13 protein-coding genes are annotated in these 17,999 nt (G+C 63.9%); 8 read left to right on the forward strand and 5 right to left on the reverse strand.

Going from position 1 to position 17,999, the window contains the following annotated elements; genetic code table 11:
* Positions 1 to 83: 83 nt before the first annotated feature.
* Together uvrB and ABVQ20_RS27390 are read right to left on the reverse strand one after the other, a co-directional pair.
* Positions 84 to 3,365, reverse strand: coding sequence for an excinuclease ABC subunit UvrB (gene uvrB, locus ABVQ20_RS27385; RefSeq protein ID WP_435528440.1), 3,282 nt, complete (start codon positions 3,363 to 3,365; stop codon positions 84 to 86).
* Between the two features lie 156 nt (positions 3,366 to 3,521).
* Positions 3,522 to 5,255 (reverse strand): tlde1 domain-containing protein, encoded by a 1,734-nt coding sequence (locus ABVQ20_RS27390; RefSeq protein WP_354462772.1) that lies wholly within the window; start codon positions 5,253 to 5,255, stop codon positions 3,522 to 3,524.
* Between the two features lie 596 nt (positions 5,256 to 5,851).
* Between ABVQ20_RS27390 and ABVQ20_RS27395 the strand changes: the two genes are divergently transcribed.
* Genes ABVQ20_RS27395 through ABVQ20_RS27405 form a run of 3 tightly spaced genes read left to right on the forward strand, consistent with a single transcriptional unit; the run spans position 5,852 to position 10,424 of the window.
* Positions 5,852 to 6,721, forward strand: coding sequence for a protein-L-isoaspartate O-methyltransferase family protein (locus tag ABVQ20_RS27395; RefSeq protein ID WP_354462773.1), 870 nt, complete (start codon positions 5,852 to 5,854; stop codon positions 6,719 to 6,721).
* A gap of 59 nt (positions 6,722 to 6,780) precedes the next feature.
* On the forward strand, positions 6,781 to 9,489 hold the full coding sequence (locus tag ABVQ20_RS27400; RefSeq protein WP_354462774.1) for a hypothetical protein: 2,709 nt from the start codon (positions 6,781 to 6,783) through the stop codon (positions 9,487 to 9,489).
* Complete coding sequence (locus ABVQ20_RS27405) at positions 9,489 to 10,424, forward strand: hypothetical protein (RefSeq protein ID WP_354462775.1); 936 nt, start codon at positions 9,489 to 9,491, stop codon at positions 10,422 to 10,424. The genes ABVQ20_RS27400 and ABVQ20_RS27405 overlap by 1 nt, the downstream gene beginning before the upstream one ends.
* Before the next feature lie 7 nt (positions 10,425 to 10,431).
* Here the strand turns inward: ABVQ20_RS27405 and ABVQ20_RS27410 are convergent, their stop codons facing one another.
* The gene (locus ABVQ20_RS27410) at positions 10,432 to 11,361 is read right to left on the reverse strand and encodes a LysR substrate-binding domain-containing protein (protein ID WP_354462776.1); all 930 of its coding nucleotides are present in this window, start codon (positions 11,359 to 11,361) and stop codon (positions 10,432 to 10,434) included.
* Positions 11,362 to 11,465: 104 nt separating this feature from the next.
* Between ABVQ20_RS27410 and ABVQ20_RS27415 the strand changes: the two genes are divergently transcribed.
* The 3 genes from ABVQ20_RS27415 (at position 11,466) to ABVQ20_RS27425 (ending at position 15,045) form a co-directional block, all read left to right on the forward strand.
* On the forward strand, positions 11,466 to 12,662 hold the full coding sequence (locus tag ABVQ20_RS27415; protein WP_354462777.1) for a clavaminate synthase family protein: 1,197 nt from the start codon (positions 11,466 to 11,468) through the stop codon (positions 12,660 to 12,662).
* 66 nt (positions 12,663 to 12,728) lie between these two features.
* A complete protein-coding gene (locus ABVQ20_RS27420) occupies positions 12,729 to 13,766 on the forward strand; it encodes a CapA family protein (protein ID WP_354462778.1) in 1,038 nt (345 codons plus the stop codon).
* A gap of 328 nt (positions 13,767 to 14,094) precedes the next feature.
* The gene (locus ABVQ20_RS27425; protein ID WP_354462779.1) at positions 14,095 to 15,045 is read left to right on the forward strand and encodes a hypothetical protein; all 951 of its coding nucleotides are present in this window, start codon (positions 14,095 to 14,097) and stop codon (positions 15,043 to 15,045) included.
* A gap of 17 nt (positions 15,046 to 15,062) precedes the next feature.
* Here ABVQ20_RS27425 and ABVQ20_RS27430 read toward each other — a convergent pair whose 3' ends face one another.
* Entirely contained in the window at positions 15,063 to 15,524 is a 462-nt protein-coding gene (locus ABVQ20_RS27430; RefSeq protein ID WP_354462780.1) for a YegJ family protein, read from the reverse strand.
* A gap of 481 nt (positions 15,525 to 16,005) precedes the next feature.
* On the opposite strand from ABVQ20_RS27430, the gene ABVQ20_RS27435 reads away from it, so the two are divergent.
* Both ABVQ20_RS27435 and ABVQ20_RS27440 read left to right on the forward strand, forming a co-directional pair.
* Positions 16,006 to 16,248, forward strand: a complete 243-nt coding sequence (locus tag ABVQ20_RS27435; RefSeq protein ID WP_354462781.1) for a DUF1344 domain-containing protein — start codon at positions 16,006 to 16,008, stop codon at positions 16,246 to 16,248.
* 206 nt (positions 16,249 to 16,454) lie between these two features.
* Positions 16,455 to 17,078, forward strand: a complete 624-nt coding sequence (locus ABVQ20_RS27440) for a hypothetical protein (RefSeq protein ID WP_354462782.1) — start codon at positions 16,455 to 16,457, stop codon at positions 17,076 to 17,078.
* Between the two features lie 57 nt (positions 17,079 to 17,135).
* Here ABVQ20_RS27440 and ABVQ20_RS27445 read toward each other — a convergent pair whose 3' ends face one another.
* Complete coding sequence (locus ABVQ20_RS27445) at positions 17,136 to 17,657, reverse strand: hypothetical protein (RefSeq protein ID WP_354462783.1); 522 nt, start codon at positions 17,655 to 17,657, stop codon at positions 17,136 to 17,138.
* Positions 17,658 to 17,999: the final 342 nt, after the last annotated feature.

The raw sequence follows: 17,999 nt of genomic DNA on the forward strand, positions 1-17,999 counted from the left end.
CCATTCGCTCCAGCACCCCTCATCCGTCTCGGCGCTGGCGCGCCGATCCACCTTCTCCCACAGGGGGAGAAGGAAGAGGCAGCCTACTTACCCGGTCGACCCGTCTTGCCCGGCCGGCGTTTTTCGCGACGAGCGTCGCCTGGATCCTCATAGGAGCCGATGCCAGAGCGCTGGCGGACGATGGGCTTGTTGGGATCGCCGCGTTCCTTCGCATCCCCCTCTGTCCTGCCGGCCCCCACAACGGGGGAGATCGGCTGGGGCTTGGCAGGCACCTTTCCCTCGACTGGCTTTTCCGTGCGCCGCACGGTCATCTCGTCCAGCGAGTTCTTCTTGAACAGCGGCGTGGTGGCCTCGCCGGGGATGCCGAAATCGGAGCCGTGCGCCTCCGACGCCGATTGTTTCTTGAACAGTGAACGCGAGACGGCGCCTGCTGGCGTCGGCATGTCCGTGCCCGGGCCCATGTCGTCAATCGAGGGTTTGGCGAACAGCGGCTTCTTCACCGGTAGGGCGCCATCCGCGCCCATTTCGTCGAGCGCCGGCTTGCGGAAGAGGTTGGGCCTGGCAGCCTTGGTCGCCTCTTCGGCGGCACGTGCTTCGTCGAGTTTGCGGAAACGCTCCTGTTCCTCGGCCGTGCGATGTTTGGCCACGCCCTTGTTGTGCTTGCCCTTTTCGCGACCCGAGGCCGGGCTTTCCATGTCGGCGTATTTGGCCAGGGGGTCTTCGGAGATGGACAGTTCCATCTCGCGCAGCCGCTTGATCTCGTCGCGGATGCGGGCGGCCTTCTCGAAATCGAGATTGGCGGCGGCGTCGCGCATCTGTTTCTCCATGGCGTCGAGATGGGCCTTGAGATTGTTGCCCATCATGGCGCCGGCGCTGTCGGTGAACTGCGAGATGTCGGCGCGGACATGGTCCTTCTCGTAGACCGAGTCCAGGATGTCGGAGATGCGCGACTTCACGGATTCCGGCGTGATGCCGTTGGCGGTGTTCCACTCCATCTGCTTTTCGCGGCGGCGGCTGGTTTCGGCCATCGCCCGCTCCATCGAGCCAGTGATCTGGTCTGCGTAGAGGATGACCTTGCCGTCGACGTTTCTGGCGGCGCGGCCGATGGTCTGGATCAGCGAGGTTTCCGAGCGCAAAAAACCTTCCTTGTCGGCATCGAGAATGGCGACGAAGCCGCATTCGGGAATGTCGAGGCCTTCGCGCAGCAGGTTGATGCCGACCAGCACGTCGAAGGCGCCGAGGCGCAGGTCGCGCAGGATCTCGATGCGCTCCAGCGTGTCGATGTCGGAGTGCATGTAACGGACGCGCACGCCCTGTTCGTGCAGATATTCGGTCAGGTCCTCGGCCATGCGCTTGGTCAGCACGGTGACCAGCGTGCGGTAGCCGGCCTTGGTCGTCTCGCGGATTTCACCAACGACATCGTCGACCTGGCTCTTGGCCGGGCGCACCTCGACCGGCGGATCGATCAGGCCGGTCGGACGGATGACCTGCTCGGCGAAGACGCCGCCGGCCTGTTCCATCTCCCAGTTGCCCGGCGTGGCCGAGACGGCGACGGAGAGCGGGCGCATGGCGTCCCATTCCTCGAAGCGCAAGGGACGGTTGTCCATGCAGGACGGCAGGCGGAATCCGTATTCGGCCAGCGTCGCCTTGCGCCGAAAGTCGCCGCGATACATGCCGCCGATCTGCGGCACGGTGACGTGGCTCTCGTCGATGAAGACCAGTGCATTGTCGGGGATATATTCGAACAGCGTCGGCGGCGGATCGCCGGGCTGGCGGCCGGTGAGATAGCGCGAATAGTTCTCGATGCCGGCGCAGGAGCCGGTGGCTTCCAGCATCTCCAGATCGAAGCGGCAGCGCTGTTCCAGCCGCTGCGCTTCCAGCAGGCGGCCGGCGCGTTCCAGTTCCACCAGCCGGTGCTTGAGCTCTTCCTTGATCGACTTGATGGCCTGGTTCAGGGTCGGGCGCGGCGTCACATAGTGCGAATTGGCGTAGATCTTGACGCTTTTCAGCTCGCCGGTCTTCTGGCCGGTCAGCGGGTCGAACTCGGTGATCTGCTCGATCTCGTCGCCGAACATCGAGATGCGCCAGGCGCGGTCTTCCAAGTGGGCGGGAAATATCTCGATCGTGTCGCCGCGCACGCGAAACGAGCCGCGCACGAAATTGATGTCCTGCCGCTTGTACTGCTGGGCGACGAGGTCGGCGAGCAGGGAGCGCTGGTCGAGCCGGTCGCCGATCTGCATCTGGAAGGTCATCGCCGTATAGGTCTCGACCGAACCGATACCGTAGATGCAGGACACGGAGGCGACGATGATGACGTCGTCGCGCTCGAGCAGCGAGCGCGTCGCCGAATGGCGCATGCGGTCGATCTGCTCGTTGATCGAGGATTCCTTCTCGATGAAGGTGTCGGTGCGCGGAACGTAGGCTTCCGGCTGGTAATAGTCGTAATAGGAGACGAAATACTCCACCGCATTGTCGGGGAAGAACTTCTTGAACTCGGAATAGAGCTGTGCGGCCAGCGTCTTGTTGGGCGCCAGGATCAGGGCGGGGCGCTGCGTCTCCTCGATCACCTTGGCCATGGTGAAGGTTTTTCCGGAGCCGGTGACGCCGAGCAGCACCTGGGTACGGTCGCTGTTGTCGACGCCTTCGACCAGATCCTTGATGGCGGTCGGCTGGTCGCCGGCCGGCTCGAAGTCGGACACCATCTTGATGGCGATGCCGCCTTCGGACTTTTCCGGACGGGCAGGGCGGTGCGGCGTCCACAGCACGCCATCCTTGTGCAAGGGATTGCCGGATTCGATCAGCGCCGACAGCGCGGCCACCGTGGCGGTGACGCTGCTCGAGGCCATTGTCTCGGCGTCTTCCAGCGAGATGTCGAGGCCGGCGACCGGGTTGAGGCCGGCGGCCGTGCGCTCCCTGGCTGATGCCGCGCCACCCATCGAGGTGCCGCGCGAACTGCGGCCCGGCGAGGCCGAGCGCTCGGGGATCTTCTTCGACTTGGCGCTTTCCCTCCCCCTTGAGGGGAGGGTGGCGGCGAAGCCGTCGGGTGGGGTCGGTTCGACCTGGTTCCACGCCATGGCGGTGCCTTCTGCGGCGACCCCCTCTGTCGCCTTCGGCGACATCTCCCCCTCGAGGGGGGAGATTAGGCGCCCTTCGCGCTCCGCTTCCTGCTCGATCTGCTCGGCCCAGTCGGCGATCGAGCCGGTCAGCGGCGTGCCCGACAGTTCGGGTTGCGGCGCCTCTTCGAAGCCGCCTCTGTGCAGCGGCTCCGAAGCATCCATGAAATCGGTTAGCGGGCTGCGCCGCTTCGGCGCGGCGCGGTTGTCACTCGCCGTCGCGGGCGTCTTCTTGTCGGGGGATCTGGCCATGTCCGGAATATGGGAGGAGTCCGGCGAAATGGAAAGAGCGGGATAACAAGAGGCTGGCGGCATCGCGTTGCTCCTGACAGCAGGCTGTCAGGAGATGGCTGCACATGTGGCCCACCGGGAACCTTTAGGCACAGCGTGCGTTACCGCTTGGAACCGTCAGACGCCGCGTGCGTTGGATGCTACCTGGGTAGGCGATCCATTCAGGCGCGGGACGACGACTAGGCGCGTGACCTTGCCCTTTTTGAAGGCAGCCAGGAAGCGATTATAGTCCTTGAAGACAACGCAGCCGTTGGATTCTGCCCGGCCGCCGCGAAGCATGTAGGTGTGCGCGAGCAGACCGACGCGGTTGTATTTGGCCCTGCCGCCAACTGGGGTCAGGCGGATGGCCTCGACCCCATGGAAGCGCGTTTCGCGTAGCGTCAGGTCATAGGTGTTGGGTGGCGTTGGCCCCCGATCCTTCTGGTCGACATAGCGCGGCTGGTCGACCATGGCGCCGAGGCCCGAATGGGCCTCGAGACGCTGGCCGTCCGGGAGATAGACGGTCTTGGCCGAAATGTCGTAGACGGCGACGCCATTGCCTGCGCCGCTGCCGCCGCGCGGGCCGCTGAACAGATTCTTGAATGCCTGGCCGAGGCCGCCAGAGGGCGTGTCGGGACGGGCATAGGCCAGCACGTCGCCGCCATTGCCCGGCTTGCCCTGCCGCGTCTGGGGAGCCGGCTTTGCGGCCAGTTGTACCGGCTTGGTTTGCTGAACGGCTTTCGGCGGCTGGACGGCCTTGGGCTGTTCCACCGCCTTGGGCTGTTGCTGTGCGGATTTGGGCGCCGGGGCGTTGTCCAGTTGCGGGCGCTGCGTCGGCAGCGGCACGTCGTTAGACAGCGCGTCGTTAGACAGCGCGTCGTTAGACAGCGCGTCGGGCAGCGAGGCCACGTCACCGGGCTTCTCGGGCAGCGTCTTGCTTGGCGCAACAGCCACATCGGCCGAGGATTCCTCGATCGGCAGCGGCGAGGCGAATGCCTCGTCGTCGACCGGCATCGACTTGACCAGCGCCAGCGCCAGTTGCGAGGGGTCCGGCGTCTCGGTGGCGGCCGGGGCACCGAAGCGCATAGGCTGCGGGGCGGTCTGGACAACGACGGAGCCCGGATCGAGTCGCGCAAAGCGTTCCGCGGCAGGGGCTTCCGCGGCGGAAGGCAGGCTTGCTGTTTCGTAGGATTGGTCGGAGAGGCCGGTCATGTCGTTCGACAGGCTGGCCACGACCTTGTTGGAGGGCGTCAGCGAAGCCTCGACGACCGGCGCGATGCTGGAAATGACGGGATGGGCGGCTGCGTTCCCGGTCTCCTGCGGCTTTGCCTTACCGGCAAAGGCGGCGGCGATGCGGGACGGCGACAAGGCCGCTTCCATCCGTTCGAAGCGATCTTTCGTCTGGCTGACAATCGTATTACCGGCGGTGACGACCGGCTGGGTGGGAGCGGCCGCGGCGACAAGGCGCGACGATTTTTCCGCATGGGTTTCCACAGAGGCGAGCTTGAAGCAGCTGTCGCCACATTCCGGGCTGTGGTCGTGCAGGGCCTGCTCGGCGCCATGGACGTTGGCGAGCACGAATGGCGCTGTCGATGTCTTGAAATGCTGCTTGAGCGGATTGGCCTGGGTCAGCGAACCGGGCATCAGCAAGGTCTGCTGCAGGCTGCCTGTGGCTGTTGGAAGGGAAGCGCCGACGGAACTGAGGCCGGCCATGGTGCCAACCAGCCAGAGGCCGATCGCGGTGCCGACGCTGGGCACGGCGACCCAGCGTATGATCGATCCGGGATTTATGCGCCTTGAGCGGCGGGCACCGGCGTCTTCGCCATGCCAGTTTCGGTCCGCTTCAACTTTGTTCTTACGCAAAACAGTCACCAATCTTGTTACAAATCAGCTCCCTCGTCCGTGGCCCTTAGAGCCGCGACGACCATTCTGTGGTATGATCCCAGGTGGTCCCCGACGCGTTGTCCGCGCCTGTCGTTGGTTGCCGATTGCCTCAAAATATGGACAAAGTTGGTTAACCAATCCCTCTCATCTAATATGTCGCACCCCGATTGGACGCGAAAAGGATGCCGCATCACGTTTTCGATCCACGCATGGGCCGTCGAAAGTCGTTTTCGGCGTCAATGCGCCGGGCGTCTCCTTCTCGCAGAGAAGGTACGTCCAGAATCGTCAAAATGGTGTTTCACCCGTTTCGAACTTGGTTTGCTGCCTGCTTTTCCGGCCCAAGTCAAGCAATTGGGGCTTCTGGAGGGCCAGATTGGGGTGGCCGCCCTCAATTCTGCCGTCTGCTGTTGTGGGAAAGCATCAGTCATTGCTCATATATTACTGTGGCATACTTGCCACAATTTCTTTGGCCACGCGGCCTTGAGGCAGCGGCTATTGAGCGGCCATTGACTCGTTTTGGGTGCCGGTGCATCGGATCAATCAAGGGATTTTTAGCGACTTAGGCCACTCTTCGGAGAGTTTTGATGAAGCGTCGTGACTTTTTGACGCTGTCGGCAGGCGCGGCGGCGTTTTCCGTACTTCCCCGCGTCGCCAAGGCGAATGTGCCGGTGCCGTTCGACCGCAATGCCGATGTGCCGATGGGCGACAAGAAGGCGTTCATCGACTGGATGGTGGCCAATCGCGGTGAGGATCCGAAATATCTGGCCGCGCGCTTCGATCGTTTCCAGATCATGGTCTACAACAAGGACGTGCTGGACGACCGCAACAAGCGCGCCTTCCTGTTCACGCCGCGCGAGGAATTCGTGCTGCCACAGAATCTGGGCCGCGCCTATGACCACGCCTTCCTCGATATCGGCTATGGCGTGACCATTTCAGGCCCGCATCTGGTTGGCCGCATGACGACGGCCATCGACGTGCAGTTCGGCGAATCCGTGCTCGAGATCGGCACCGGCTCCGGTTACCAGTCGGCCTATCTGTCGAACCTGACCGACAAGGTGCATACGGTCGAGATCATCAACCCGCTGGCAGCCCGCACCCGCGGCATCTATGACGGGCTGGTCGGGCGCGGTTATAGCGAGTTCAGCGCCATCGCCAGCAAGAGCGCCGACGGCTATTATGGCTGGGACGGTGTCGGCGATTTCGACAAGATCATCGTCACCTGCGGCATCGACCACATTCCGCCCTCGCTGCTGCAACAGCTCAAGCCCGACGGCGTGATGGTCATCCCGGTCGGGCCGCCCGGTGCGCAGCACGTGCTCAAGGTGGTCAAGCAGAAGCTTCCCGACGGCACGTTCAACATCGCCCGCTCCGACATCTACAACGGCAAGGTGGTGCCCTTCGTACCCTTCACCAAGCTGGAAGGCGAACAGATCGTCGGCACGCACAATGGCTGACAGGCTTGCGGGGCACACCAACGCTCCGCTTCGCATCGCCAGCGCATAACGGGACTTGCATGGCAGCCGTCGCGTCAAACTCCCGCATCAGCATCCCGTCGCTGGAGGCGCCACGGCTGGCGCATTTCCTGGCGATCGGGCTGATCGCCGGCGCCATCATCGCGCTGCAGATCGCCGTCATGCGCGTCTTCGCTGTCGGCAGCTGGTCGCATTTCGGCTCGCTGGTGGTCAGCCTCGCCATGCTCGGCTTCTCGCTGTCCAGCGTCGTCATCTTTGCCGGCAAGGATTGGTTCGACCGGCACTGGCAAGGTGCTGCCACCGCCGCCCTGCTGCTGATCGGACCGCTCGCCGTCACTTCCAACCTCGTCGCCCAGACAGTGCCGTTCAACGCCATCTTCCTGGTCTCGGACCCCGCGCAGAAATGGCGCCTGCTGGTCAATTTCCTGCTCTATCTCCTGCCGTTCCTGGCCGGCGCGTTCTTCCTCGGCATCGTCTTCCTGAAGAGCCGCACGGCCTTCGGCCGCGTCTATTTCGCCGATCTCACCGGCTCAGGGCTCGCCGGCCTCGTCGTGCTGGTATCGATGTATCTGTTCGCGCCGGAAACCATCATCGTCGTGCCGCTGCTGCTGTGGGCCATCGGCACGATCCTCTGGTTCACAGCCTTTGGCGCCTGGAAGAGCGTCGTGGCCGCCCTCGTCGTGGCGGCGCTGTCGATCGCCGGCTACCTCGCGCTGCCCAGCCTGCTCGGCATACCCGACATTGCCGTGTCACAGTACAAGGGCGTCGCCTATGCCCGCAATTTCCCTGACGGCAAGCGCATCTTCCGCAGCGTCTCGCCTTTCGGCGACCTGCAGGTCTATGCCAGTTCCTACATGCATTTCGCGCCTGGGCTGAGCGACAATGCCGCCTTCGGTATGCCGGAGGTGCCGGCCAACACCTATGTCGGCATGTACCGCGACGGCGACGGGCCGGAAGGCATCATGCGCAACCTGGCGCCGGCCGAGCAGGTCTATTTCAGCTATCTGCCGATGCACTATCCCTATGTCATCAAGGGCAACCCCAAAACCTTCGTGGTGCAGTTCGGTGGCGGCATCTCCACGCAAACGGCGCTGAATGCCGGCTCGACCTCGGTGACCGTCGCGGAGAGCAACCCGATGGTCCTCAAGGCTTTCCATGACGCGGCGCTGAAAGACGTCACCGGCGACGTCCTTGCCGACCCGCGCATCAAGATCATCGGCTATGATGGCCGCCTGTTCCTGGCCAACACCGCCGAGCGCTATGACGTCATCGATCTCAGCCTCGCCGACAGCGTCGGCCTGTCCAATCCGGGCGGATTCGCCATCTCGGAGAAATATGCCTACACGCGAGAGGCGATGCTGAGCTACTTCAGCGCGCTGGCCGATGGCGGCGTGCTGTCGGTGACCTTGTGGAACAAGGAAGAGCCGCCGAAATCGGTGCTGAAGCTCTATTCGACCATCGCCGAGGCAGCGAAGGAATTCGACCCTGCCGGCGCCCAGAAAGATATCTTCGCCGTGTCGAGCTATCTCTCGACAACCACGGTGTTGTTCAAGCGCGGCGGCTTCAGCGCGGACGAGATTGGCAAGCTGCGCGACTACACCAGATCGATGTCCTGGGACGAGCTTTATTATCCGGGCATGGCTTTCGACGGCTCGAAAAGCCGGCAGCTGCTCGACGATTACCGCGCCTCGATCTTCGGCAGCGGCCAGGATGCCGCGATGGCTGGGCCTGGCGCCGATGCGACAGCGCCAGCCGACCCGACCGCGCCTGCTGTCTCGGCGGACTGCGATCCGGCGGCGCCGGCCGATCCGACGCTGGATGCCTGCGCCAATGCCGCCGCCGCGCCCGGACCCGACGTGCTGCCGGCCACGGCGCTGGCGCGGCTGGCCTGGCATTCCCTGCTGACCGGCGGCTGGGAGAAGGTGGCGGCCGATTATGTCTTCGACACGCGTTCGCTCAGCAACGACCAGCCCTATTTCGCCGCCTATGTGAAGACCACCGACCTGCCGAAGACCCTCGACCGGCTCGACCTGTTCCAGGACGATTGGGGCTATCTCTTGCTGTGGGCGACCCTCGGCATCGCCTGCATCACCGCCGCATCGCTGGTGCTGCTGCCGATGATCTTCGGTTGGCGGATCGTGTTTTCGCGCTCGCGCGGCAAGCTTGGCACCATTCTGTATTTCGCCTGCCTGGGGGTCGGCTACATCATGGTCGAGGTCGGGCTGATCAGCCGGTTCACCGTGGCGCTCGCCAATCCGACGGTGTCGGCCTCGGTGCTGATCTCCTCGATGCTGGTGTTCTCCGGCCTCGGCAGCCTGTTTGCCGAGCGCATCTTCGACCGCGCCAATGTGCTGTTGCCGCTGGTTCTGGCATCGATCGGCGTGCTGCTGCTGGTCTACGGCCTCTATTTGTCACCGGCGCTCGACTGGATCGGCTCCTATCCATACTCCGTGCGCCTGCTGCTCTGCTTCCTGCTGGTGTCGCCGCCGGCCTTCCTGATGGGCATGCCGATGGCCACCGCCATGACCTGGCTGGCGCGGCTTGAAAAGCAGCATCTGTTCGTCTGGGCCTGGGGCATCAATGGCTGCTTCTCGGTCATCGGCGCGGCCGCCGTGCCGATCGTCGCCACCAGCTTCGGCCTCAGCGCCGTGCTGCAATGGGCGGCTATCGCTTATGTCATCGCCATACCCGCCTTCTTTGCCGTGCTGATGCCGCCCAGGGCACAGTCGGCGAGACTCCTGGCCGCCTGATGCCAAGCCGGCGCGCCATCGTCGCCGGATTGCTGGCCACGGCGGCGTTTCCGGCGGCAAGCGAGGGGGCGCGGTTGCGCAAGGCCATCTCAACCATCGTGCCGTTCAAGACGTCGCCCTTTCCGTATCGGGGCAAGTTGCCGGATGGCTCTGGCCCGTTTCTCGACGTGACGGGCAACGGCCGGCGCGGCCACACCTCGCCGCGCGGCGGCATCTACTGGGAAGACGAGACCTATTCCGACCGCAGCACGCTGCTGGCGGTGCCCAGGGGGTTCGACCCCGCCAGGCCGGCGGTGATCGTCGTTTTCTTCCATGGCAATGGCGCGACCCTGCAGCGCGACGTGGTTGAGCGCCAGCGTGTGTTCGCGCAGGTCGAGGCATCCGGCCTCAACGCCGTGTTGGTGGCGCCGCAATTCGCCGTCGACGCGCAGGATTCCAGCGCCGGCAATTTCTGGACGCCCGGTGCCTTTGCCCGCTTCATGGGCGAGGCAGGGCAGGGGCTAGCGAAGCTCACCGGCGCCAAGGCGGCGCGGTTCGACGCCATGCCGATCGTGCTGGCCGCCTATAGCGGCGGCTACAACCCCGCCGCCGCCGTGCTGAAGAATGGCGACGCCCGCGGCCGCCTGCTCGGCGTCATCCTGCTCGACGCCGTCTTCGACGACAGCGATATCTTCGCCGGCTGGATCGCGGGTCACGCCACCACCCGCTTCTTCGTCAGCGCCTATGGCGAGTCCTCGGCCTCCGGCAATGCCGAGATTGTCAGGCTGCTCGGCAGCCGCAGTGTCCGCGTGAGTTCAGATCCGCCGCCTCGGCTCGCGGCCGGCACCGTCGCCTTTATTGCGTCGCACACCGCACATGACACGTTCGTCACCCGCGCCTTCGTCGACAACCCGCTGCAGTGGTTGCTGGGGCGTGTACGCGGCTTTCCCCGTTAAGGCGGGTTCACCGCGGCAGGGCGCTATCAACCCCGACATCGGCAACTGCAGCCAGTTCGGCGGCAACGGCAGCGGCGCGGCGCGCCTTCGGACCGCGCATGGGCCAGACCAGCCGGCGCCGGATTGTCAGCGCCGGAACGTCGCGGCCGATCTCGACGAGATGGCCGGGGTCAAGGTGGCGCTTGAGAACCAGTTCGCTGGCCAGCAATGCGCCCATGCCGGCAATCGCCGCTTGCGCCGCAACGATTGTCAGGCCGAAACGCGGACCGTGGTCGACGTCCTTCTTCTGCCGCCCTGCTGCAGCGAACCAGTCGCGCCAGGCCGGATAGACATCGTCGCCCATGGTCGGGTCGATGTGCAGCAGCGGCATCCTGTCGAGCACCTCAGCCGCATCCGGCCGGGTGCGGCCCTGGATCAGCGATGGTGCGCAGGCCGGGATCACCCGTTCAGTGAACAGGTCGATCGACGCGATGTCCTGCGCCGTGCTGTTGCGGTAGCTGATGGCGAGGTCGACGCCTTCGTCCAGCATGGCGTCGAGGGCAACCGAGGCGACGATGCGGACATCGAGCTTCGCCAATGCCGTGCGCACCCGGTCAAGGCGCGGCGCAAGCCACAGCGAGGCGAAGGATGGGTCGGCCGATATGGTGAAGGTCTCGGCCCGCCGTTCGAAACGCAACCGGCGCAGGCCGGACGAGAGCGCGTCGAAGCCACGGTCGATGTCGGGCAGGGCGGCCTCGGCGGCGCGGGTCAGCACGATGCCATTGCCGGCGCGGCGGACCAGTTTTATGCCCAGCCTGTCCTCCAACTGCCTGATCTGATGGCCGACGGCTCCCGGCGTCACGCCGAGCTCCTCGGCCGCCCGCGTCAGGCTGCCGCTTCGCGCCGCGGCCGCGAGCGCCCGCAGGGCCGATAGAGGAAGGTCTCTCAGTGTCGTCATGGATTGAGTTTATCTCAAATCATGACGAAGGAAAATCGTTTGATCGCATGGTGATCCAGCCATAGCCTCCTTGAAGGAAAATCAATCGCAAAGGAGAAGAAACCGTGCTGGATACACCGAGACACTCAACCGCGAATGGGGAGCTGGTCCGCGCCATCCGCAACGAAGGCGACCGTATCGCTGTTGATCTCGACAACGGCAGGACCGGCGGGCTTTCCACGCGTTGGCTGCGCCTGGCCTGCGAATGCGATGTGTGCGGCGATACCGCCTCCGGCAAGAGATGGCTGACGCCGGCCGATGTGCCGGTCGAGGTTCGGACCGCCACGCTCGACGTTTCGGCTGCCGAGGTGAGCGTCGTCTGGGATGACGGCCATGTCTCGCGCTATGGCTCGGAGTTTCTGGCGGGCCATGCCGGCGGCGGTTCAGGCCCGTCACGTTTCCAGCCGCAACTGTGGAGCAGCGATCTCAGTGGAAAACTCGGCCGGTTCGCCTTCGACGCGGTGGTCGAGGACGACGAGGCGCTGTTCGGCTCGCTGCGGGCGCTGCGCGACCATGGCATCGCCATGCTGACCGGCGTCCCCGCTGAGACTGAAGCGACGGCCCGGGTGGCTGGCCGCTACGGGCCGATCCGCGAGACCAGCTACGGCAAGGTGTTCGACCTGATCTCGCGGCCGGACGCGCGGGTGGCCGGAGAGACCGCACGGGCGCAGATCCCGCATACGGATGAGCCGTTTCGCTATTCGCCGCCGGGCTTCATCTTCTTCCATGCCATCCGGACCGGCGCGGGCACGGGCGGCACATCGCTGATGGTCGACGGGTTTCATGTCGCTGAACTGATGCGGAAGAACTCGGCCGAACTGTTCGGCCTCCTGACGCGGCACGGCGTTACCTTCCATCGCGAGCATGCGGGCGAAGTGTTCTTCAGTGCCGAGGCGCATGTCATCAGCCTCGACGCCGCCGGCGCTGTCACCGGCATCCGCTACAACGACCGCTGCCTGGCGCCACAGGCGGCGCCGCTGGATCGCATCGATGGGCTGATCGAGGCGCTGGCCGAGCTGACGCGGCTGATCTGCGATCCGCAAAACCAGTTCCAGCACCAGCTGCAACCGGGCGAGGTGCTGGTGTTCGACAACCAGCGCGTCATGCATGGCCGCAGCGCCTTCGATCCGACGCTGGCGGTGCGGCATCTCAGAAGCTGCAACATCGACCGCGATGGCGTCCACAGCGCGTTCCGCACGCTGGCGCGGCGTTTCGCGCCGGACGAGGCGGAGGCGGTGCTTTATCAGGGCGCAATTTTCTAGGAGACGAACCCACGCTTCTCGCCATTGCAAAGACAGACTAAGGAGAGAAAACGAACCGGGCATCGCGTGTCGAACTATCCGCTCTCCTACAAGCTGTCGTGGCTGCCACGCTTCCTGAAGCCGTCGCTTGGCGGCGACACCGGCGGTTTTGCAGACATGGCCGAAACCCTGATCGATCCACCACCAGCGCGGACGGTGCGGCTGGCTTTCGTCGGCGACATCTCGGCCGTCGCCAATTCCAGCGCGCCGGCATGCGATCCGGCGATCGCGGCATTGCTTGGCTCCGCCGATCTGGTTGTCGGCAATTGCGAAAGCCCGATCGTGGAGCGACCGAGCGCCGTGCTCGGCACGATGCTCGGCACACATCATGCGATGACCGAGCGGTTTCTCGCCGAGGCGCTGGCGGCGGTTGGCATAGCTCGCGAAAAACTCGTTCTGTCGCTGGCCAACAACCATGTGCTCGACCAGGGCATCGCCGGCTTCGACGAGACCGTGGCGGCGCTCAAGCGGCTGGGCATCCGCACCATCGGCACGGTTGAGGACGGTCCAGTCACACGGTTTGATGTTGGTCCGCTCAGCGTCGGCCTTGCCGCCTTCACGCTATGGCGCAACGCCGATGCGGAAGCCTTTGCGGGCCGTGTGTTGATGGACAGCGATCCGGATTGGGCGCGCGAGGCCGGCGATGTCGATCTCCTTTGCGTGGTGCCGCATTGGGACTGGGAGTTCCGGCATTTTCCGCGCGACGAGACGCGCGCGCTGGCGCGGCGGCTGGCGGCGCAGGGTGTCGGGTTGATAGCAGGCCACCATGCCCATGTCGTCCAGCCGGTGGAGCGGATCGGCGGCACGGTCGTCGCCTACGGGCTAGGCGATTTCCTCGGCACCGCCTTCGCCAGGCAGCCCTGGCCCGGCCGCATCGGCGGCATCCTCGTTGTCGACATCAGCGCCGATGCGGGCACGCCGGGCGCGATTGTCCGCTACGGTTTGCACCCGTTCGTCCGGCTGCGCGCCGGCGATCATGAGCGGCTGGTGGTGGTGGAGGGACTAGGAGGTGTATTGAGGCGGAAGGTTATGGGCCGCCTTGATGCGGTGCTTGGTCGTCGTTGATTGCTGGCAGTCGTTAGCGCTGCCCCTCATCGCCCTGCCGGGCACTTCTCCCCGTATAGTGACGGGGAGAAGGACGCTGTCGCCTATGATTTCGCCAATCTCCAGCGTTGTAGAAAAGGCGCTAAGGGTCGCGGAAGCTCTCTTCTCCCCGTCACTATACGGGGAGAAGTGCCCGGCAGGGCGATGAGGGGCAGCGCTAACTGACCGCATTCTTGGCAAGCGCAATCTGCCACAGTGGTTGCACTGCCTCTCCCGCAAAACCCGCTATCATACGATGGCCGAGATCAAGCACTCTGCTTGGGGGATGGTGATGGAAACAGCCGGGTTTATGCCGAGCGAAGCTGACATCGCCGGCATCAAGAGAGGCCTCGACGCCTATGAGGCGACGAGGGCGTCCACCTACTGGCGGGTGCGCTGGCGGGCGCCGTTGTTCGTCGTCCTGGTGCTGATCTTCGTGGTTGTCGTGGGCTGGGTGTTCAACAAGGTCGCCGACCCCCGCGAGCAATGGCTGTCGACGCCGCATGTGCTTCTCTATGTCGTCGGCCTCGCGGCAGCGGTGTTTCTTTATTTCCGGGAGACAAGGCCGGCGCGTGTGCTGCAGCGATCATACCGCGACACGCTGCTGCCGATCATTTTCGACTTCATCCAGGATATCAGCTACCGGCATGGCGTGGCGCCGAATTCCTTCGACCGGCTGCCGCGCGAGACGGTCGGCTCGTTCAACCGGCAGGCTTTCGACGACATTGTGTCCGGCCGCTACGAGGACTTTCCGTTCGAGCTTTACGAGGCAAATCTCCGGGAAGGGTCGGGCAAGGGCGCAACAACGATTTTCCGTGGTGTCATCGTGGCTTTCGAGGCTATCGCGCCGTTTCCGGGAATACTGGTGGCATCGCGGCGCGCCAACCGTGACGTCGGCTTTTTTCGCGGCATCTTCACAGCCAGGATGCAGTTGCTTTCGTCCGGCGTGCCCGAACTCGATGCCGCCTATGAATTCCGCACCGACAATGCCGAGGCGGCGCGGCCGCTGGTGGCCGGCAGGCTGGCGCAGGCGCTGACATGGCTCGGCGAAACCTGGCCTGATGACCCAGCGCGTATCGCGCTCAGTGGCGGCGATGGTTTCCTGCTGCTTCCACAGACGAAAAACTTCTTCGAACTGCCGGATATATCGGTGCCGCTCGACTACCAGACCCATGTCGCACCGATGATCACCGACATGGGCGCGATGCTGGCGACGGCGGCACTGGTGCGCAAGATCGGCGCGAGGGATGAGGCAAGCTAGTCGGGCCGGGCATACGATCAACAATCGTAACCGGAATTGTCGCGCACATAGTCGGCTTTTTCCTTCGACATTCTCTTGAACATCACACAGACCGTGAAGCTGCCGACTTGCCGCCCGTTGAGTCTGTATCCCCAGTCGGAAATATCGTCCCTCGTGAATTCTATGTTCTGGCCGAGGAAGACATTGCTCACGGCTTCCGGTTGGTTTGCCAATATGCCGACGAAGCCGGTTTCGGTGCGCCGAAACGGGATGACCCAGAAGTGCTCGCTGATCTCCCCATCGCGCACCTCGATCTTCAATTTGAACCTGTCCGTCCCCGAGGGCGGCGCTTCGGCTAGGGCCAGGAACTGATCCAAGCTGGCAAGCGCCTTCGCAGTCGCTACCGCCATCTCGGGATCGTCCTTGGCAAACATAACCGCCTTGTTGTCGCTCGGATCCGTGGCTTGCGCGGACGCCAATCCCGGAGCAAACGCCAGCATCAAGCATAGCACGGAGCGTATTGCTGATTTCATGGAGTGGTGGCCCCCGACCCTCTTCTATAATGGCTGGCATTATGGTGCATCGATTTCAAGATTGCAACCATGGCGCGAGTCTCGCCTCTGGTGAAATCTCTGATTTCGCCTGATCCATGAAACAAAATGTGTCTCGATGATTATTCCTCAGCCCGTTTCGTGATGTCGTCGGGCGTGCAATGCGGCGAGCATGTGATCGTCACATACCGGCAGCCGCAGGGATAACAGACTCTTTTCATAGGGAAAGCGCTGCCGCAAACGGCCTTCCGATTGGAGGGAAGGGCTGCCTTGTCGATAATGCGGCAGAATTAAGCCTATGATTCTGTTTGCGAAAAGTCACTCAACGTGATTTGCGGAGGCAAGGGCATCCGTACCAGTTTCAGGCCGTCCGGCGCCGTCGTTTCCCAAGGCGGCGGCCCGGAAAACCGAAACAGCACGGAGTGCACCGATGAAGAAGACCCTCGCAACCACCGCCGCTCTGCTCGCCTTCCTTGGCACGGCCTATGCCGCGAACGTTCAGGGCACAATCCAGGCGGTCGACCCGACCACCAAGTCGATCACTCTCGATGACGGCAAGATCTATCAGCTGTCGCCGGAAGCCGCGATCGGGAAGCTCAAGGTCGGCGCCAAGGTCGCGGTCACCGTCGATGACAAGACAGGCATCGTGACGTCGATCAAGAAAGGTTCGTAAGTCGGCATCTGTCGGTCATATTTTCCATACCCTGTTCCAAGCTTGGCCGGTCCCCCGTGGGCCGGCCATTTTTCTGGCACTGTCCGAGGGCGGCGCGTGTTGCCCACCGCCAAACGGCAATGTGACCCGACGGAACGGTTTTCCTCGACGTTCTATCATGCCATCAAGGCTTCGAGCGGTATGGCTGGAACGTGACAGGAGACTTCATGCGGATGAGAACAGCGGTGGCAACACTGGCTTTCATCGCGCTTTGCGCATCGGCCCGGGCGGAGGACCTGAAGGCCTTCAAGCTGACCATAGACGGCGTGGCCGTCGACATCGATGCCGGCGAAAGCGTTGATATCACCCTGCCGGATGGCAAGCAGGCCAAGGCGACGCTGGAGCGCAACGACTTCGCCACCTTTTCAGGCAGCAGCTTCTCCTTCGTGCATCCGAGCAATATTTCGGTCACCAAGACCGACCTCGGCGACAACATCAACCAGTATCTGATGGCGTCGGCGCTTGGAACGATCGTGCTGGTGCAGGAATATTCGGCGATGAACCCGGTGTCGCTTAACCAGCTGATGCTGCAGGAGATGACCAAGGAATCGGTGCAGGCCGGCGCGACGCTGACGCAGGAGCCGACGACGCGAAAGCTGGCCGACGGCAGGGAACTGACCGGCATCCACGCCGCGGTGAAGACGCGCACCGAGAGCGCTGACTATGAGGTGCTGAGCTACGGCGCCGCCGACCAGGGGATCATTATGGTCACGCGCATAGACCATAAGAACGACAGCACTGAAGCGCCGCTGCTCGGCAAATTCTGGGAAAGCCTGAAGGTCAAGCTGTAGGCCAACCAATCGCTTGTGCTGGCGATCTGGCCGCAAGCGAGCGAGACTGATCGGCTACTACAGCCCCCTCGGCATCAGGCCTGCCAGCCAGTTCACGGAGCGCTTCGCCGCATCGGCGGTCGCCGAGGCGGCGCGGCCGAGATCGGTCTTGACCACGGCATAGCCGTTCTTCGTGCGGTAGAGCACGCCGGTGCCGCCATCCACCACCTGCTCATAGGCGACGGGCCGGGCGGCGGCCGCTTCCATGGCCGTCGTCGGCGCGCCGACAGGCACGTTCGGCCGGTGGCTCAGTTCCGGCGGCAAAGGGGGTTCGGGTTCGACAGCCCGGCTGGCAGGTTTCAATTCCGGACGGGACGCGGTCGCGGCCAATTGCGAAGAAGACGACGAGCCCTGCGTGCGGCAGATGCCGGACACCAGCGGGTAGTTGAAATTGTGCTGGCGCAGGATCTGGCTTTTCATCGCGGCTTCGCAATCGGCAACAGTCGCCCATTTGGCGGGCGTCTCGCCGATATATTCGCAAAGCTTCGCGTCGCAGTCGCAGCCGACGATGGTCATGGCGACAAGGGCGGTCTTGATCACGGTCTTGTCCCTTCGAATTCCCCCAACTCACCCATCGCCGCGGAACAAGGCGGGATTTGGATGCGATTGTGAAATGAGCGTGGCGAGGGAGCCAAAGGCTGCTTTGATGCAAGGCGTGGCCGAAAGGCATCAGTAATCGTGGATGTGCTCCAGTTTGGCACTTGCCTTCATCTGGGAAGTCAGCACGACTGTTCGCGAACGGCCATGCCGGTGCACGCATCGCCTTGGTCCACAAGCGAAAGACAGTCGGCGCCGGGATTTCTCCCAGCGCCTCCCTGTCAGATCAGGACACGGTCGAGGCAGCAACTTCCGTAAAGTCGTCGCGCCATGCCGGCCTTGATT

Origin of the sequence: Mesorhizobium shangrilense, from assembly GCF_040537815.1 — a bacterium.
Classification (GTDB): Bacteria; Pseudomonadota; Alphaproteobacteria; order Rhizobiales; family Rhizobiaceae; genus Mesorhizobium; species Mesorhizobium shangrilense.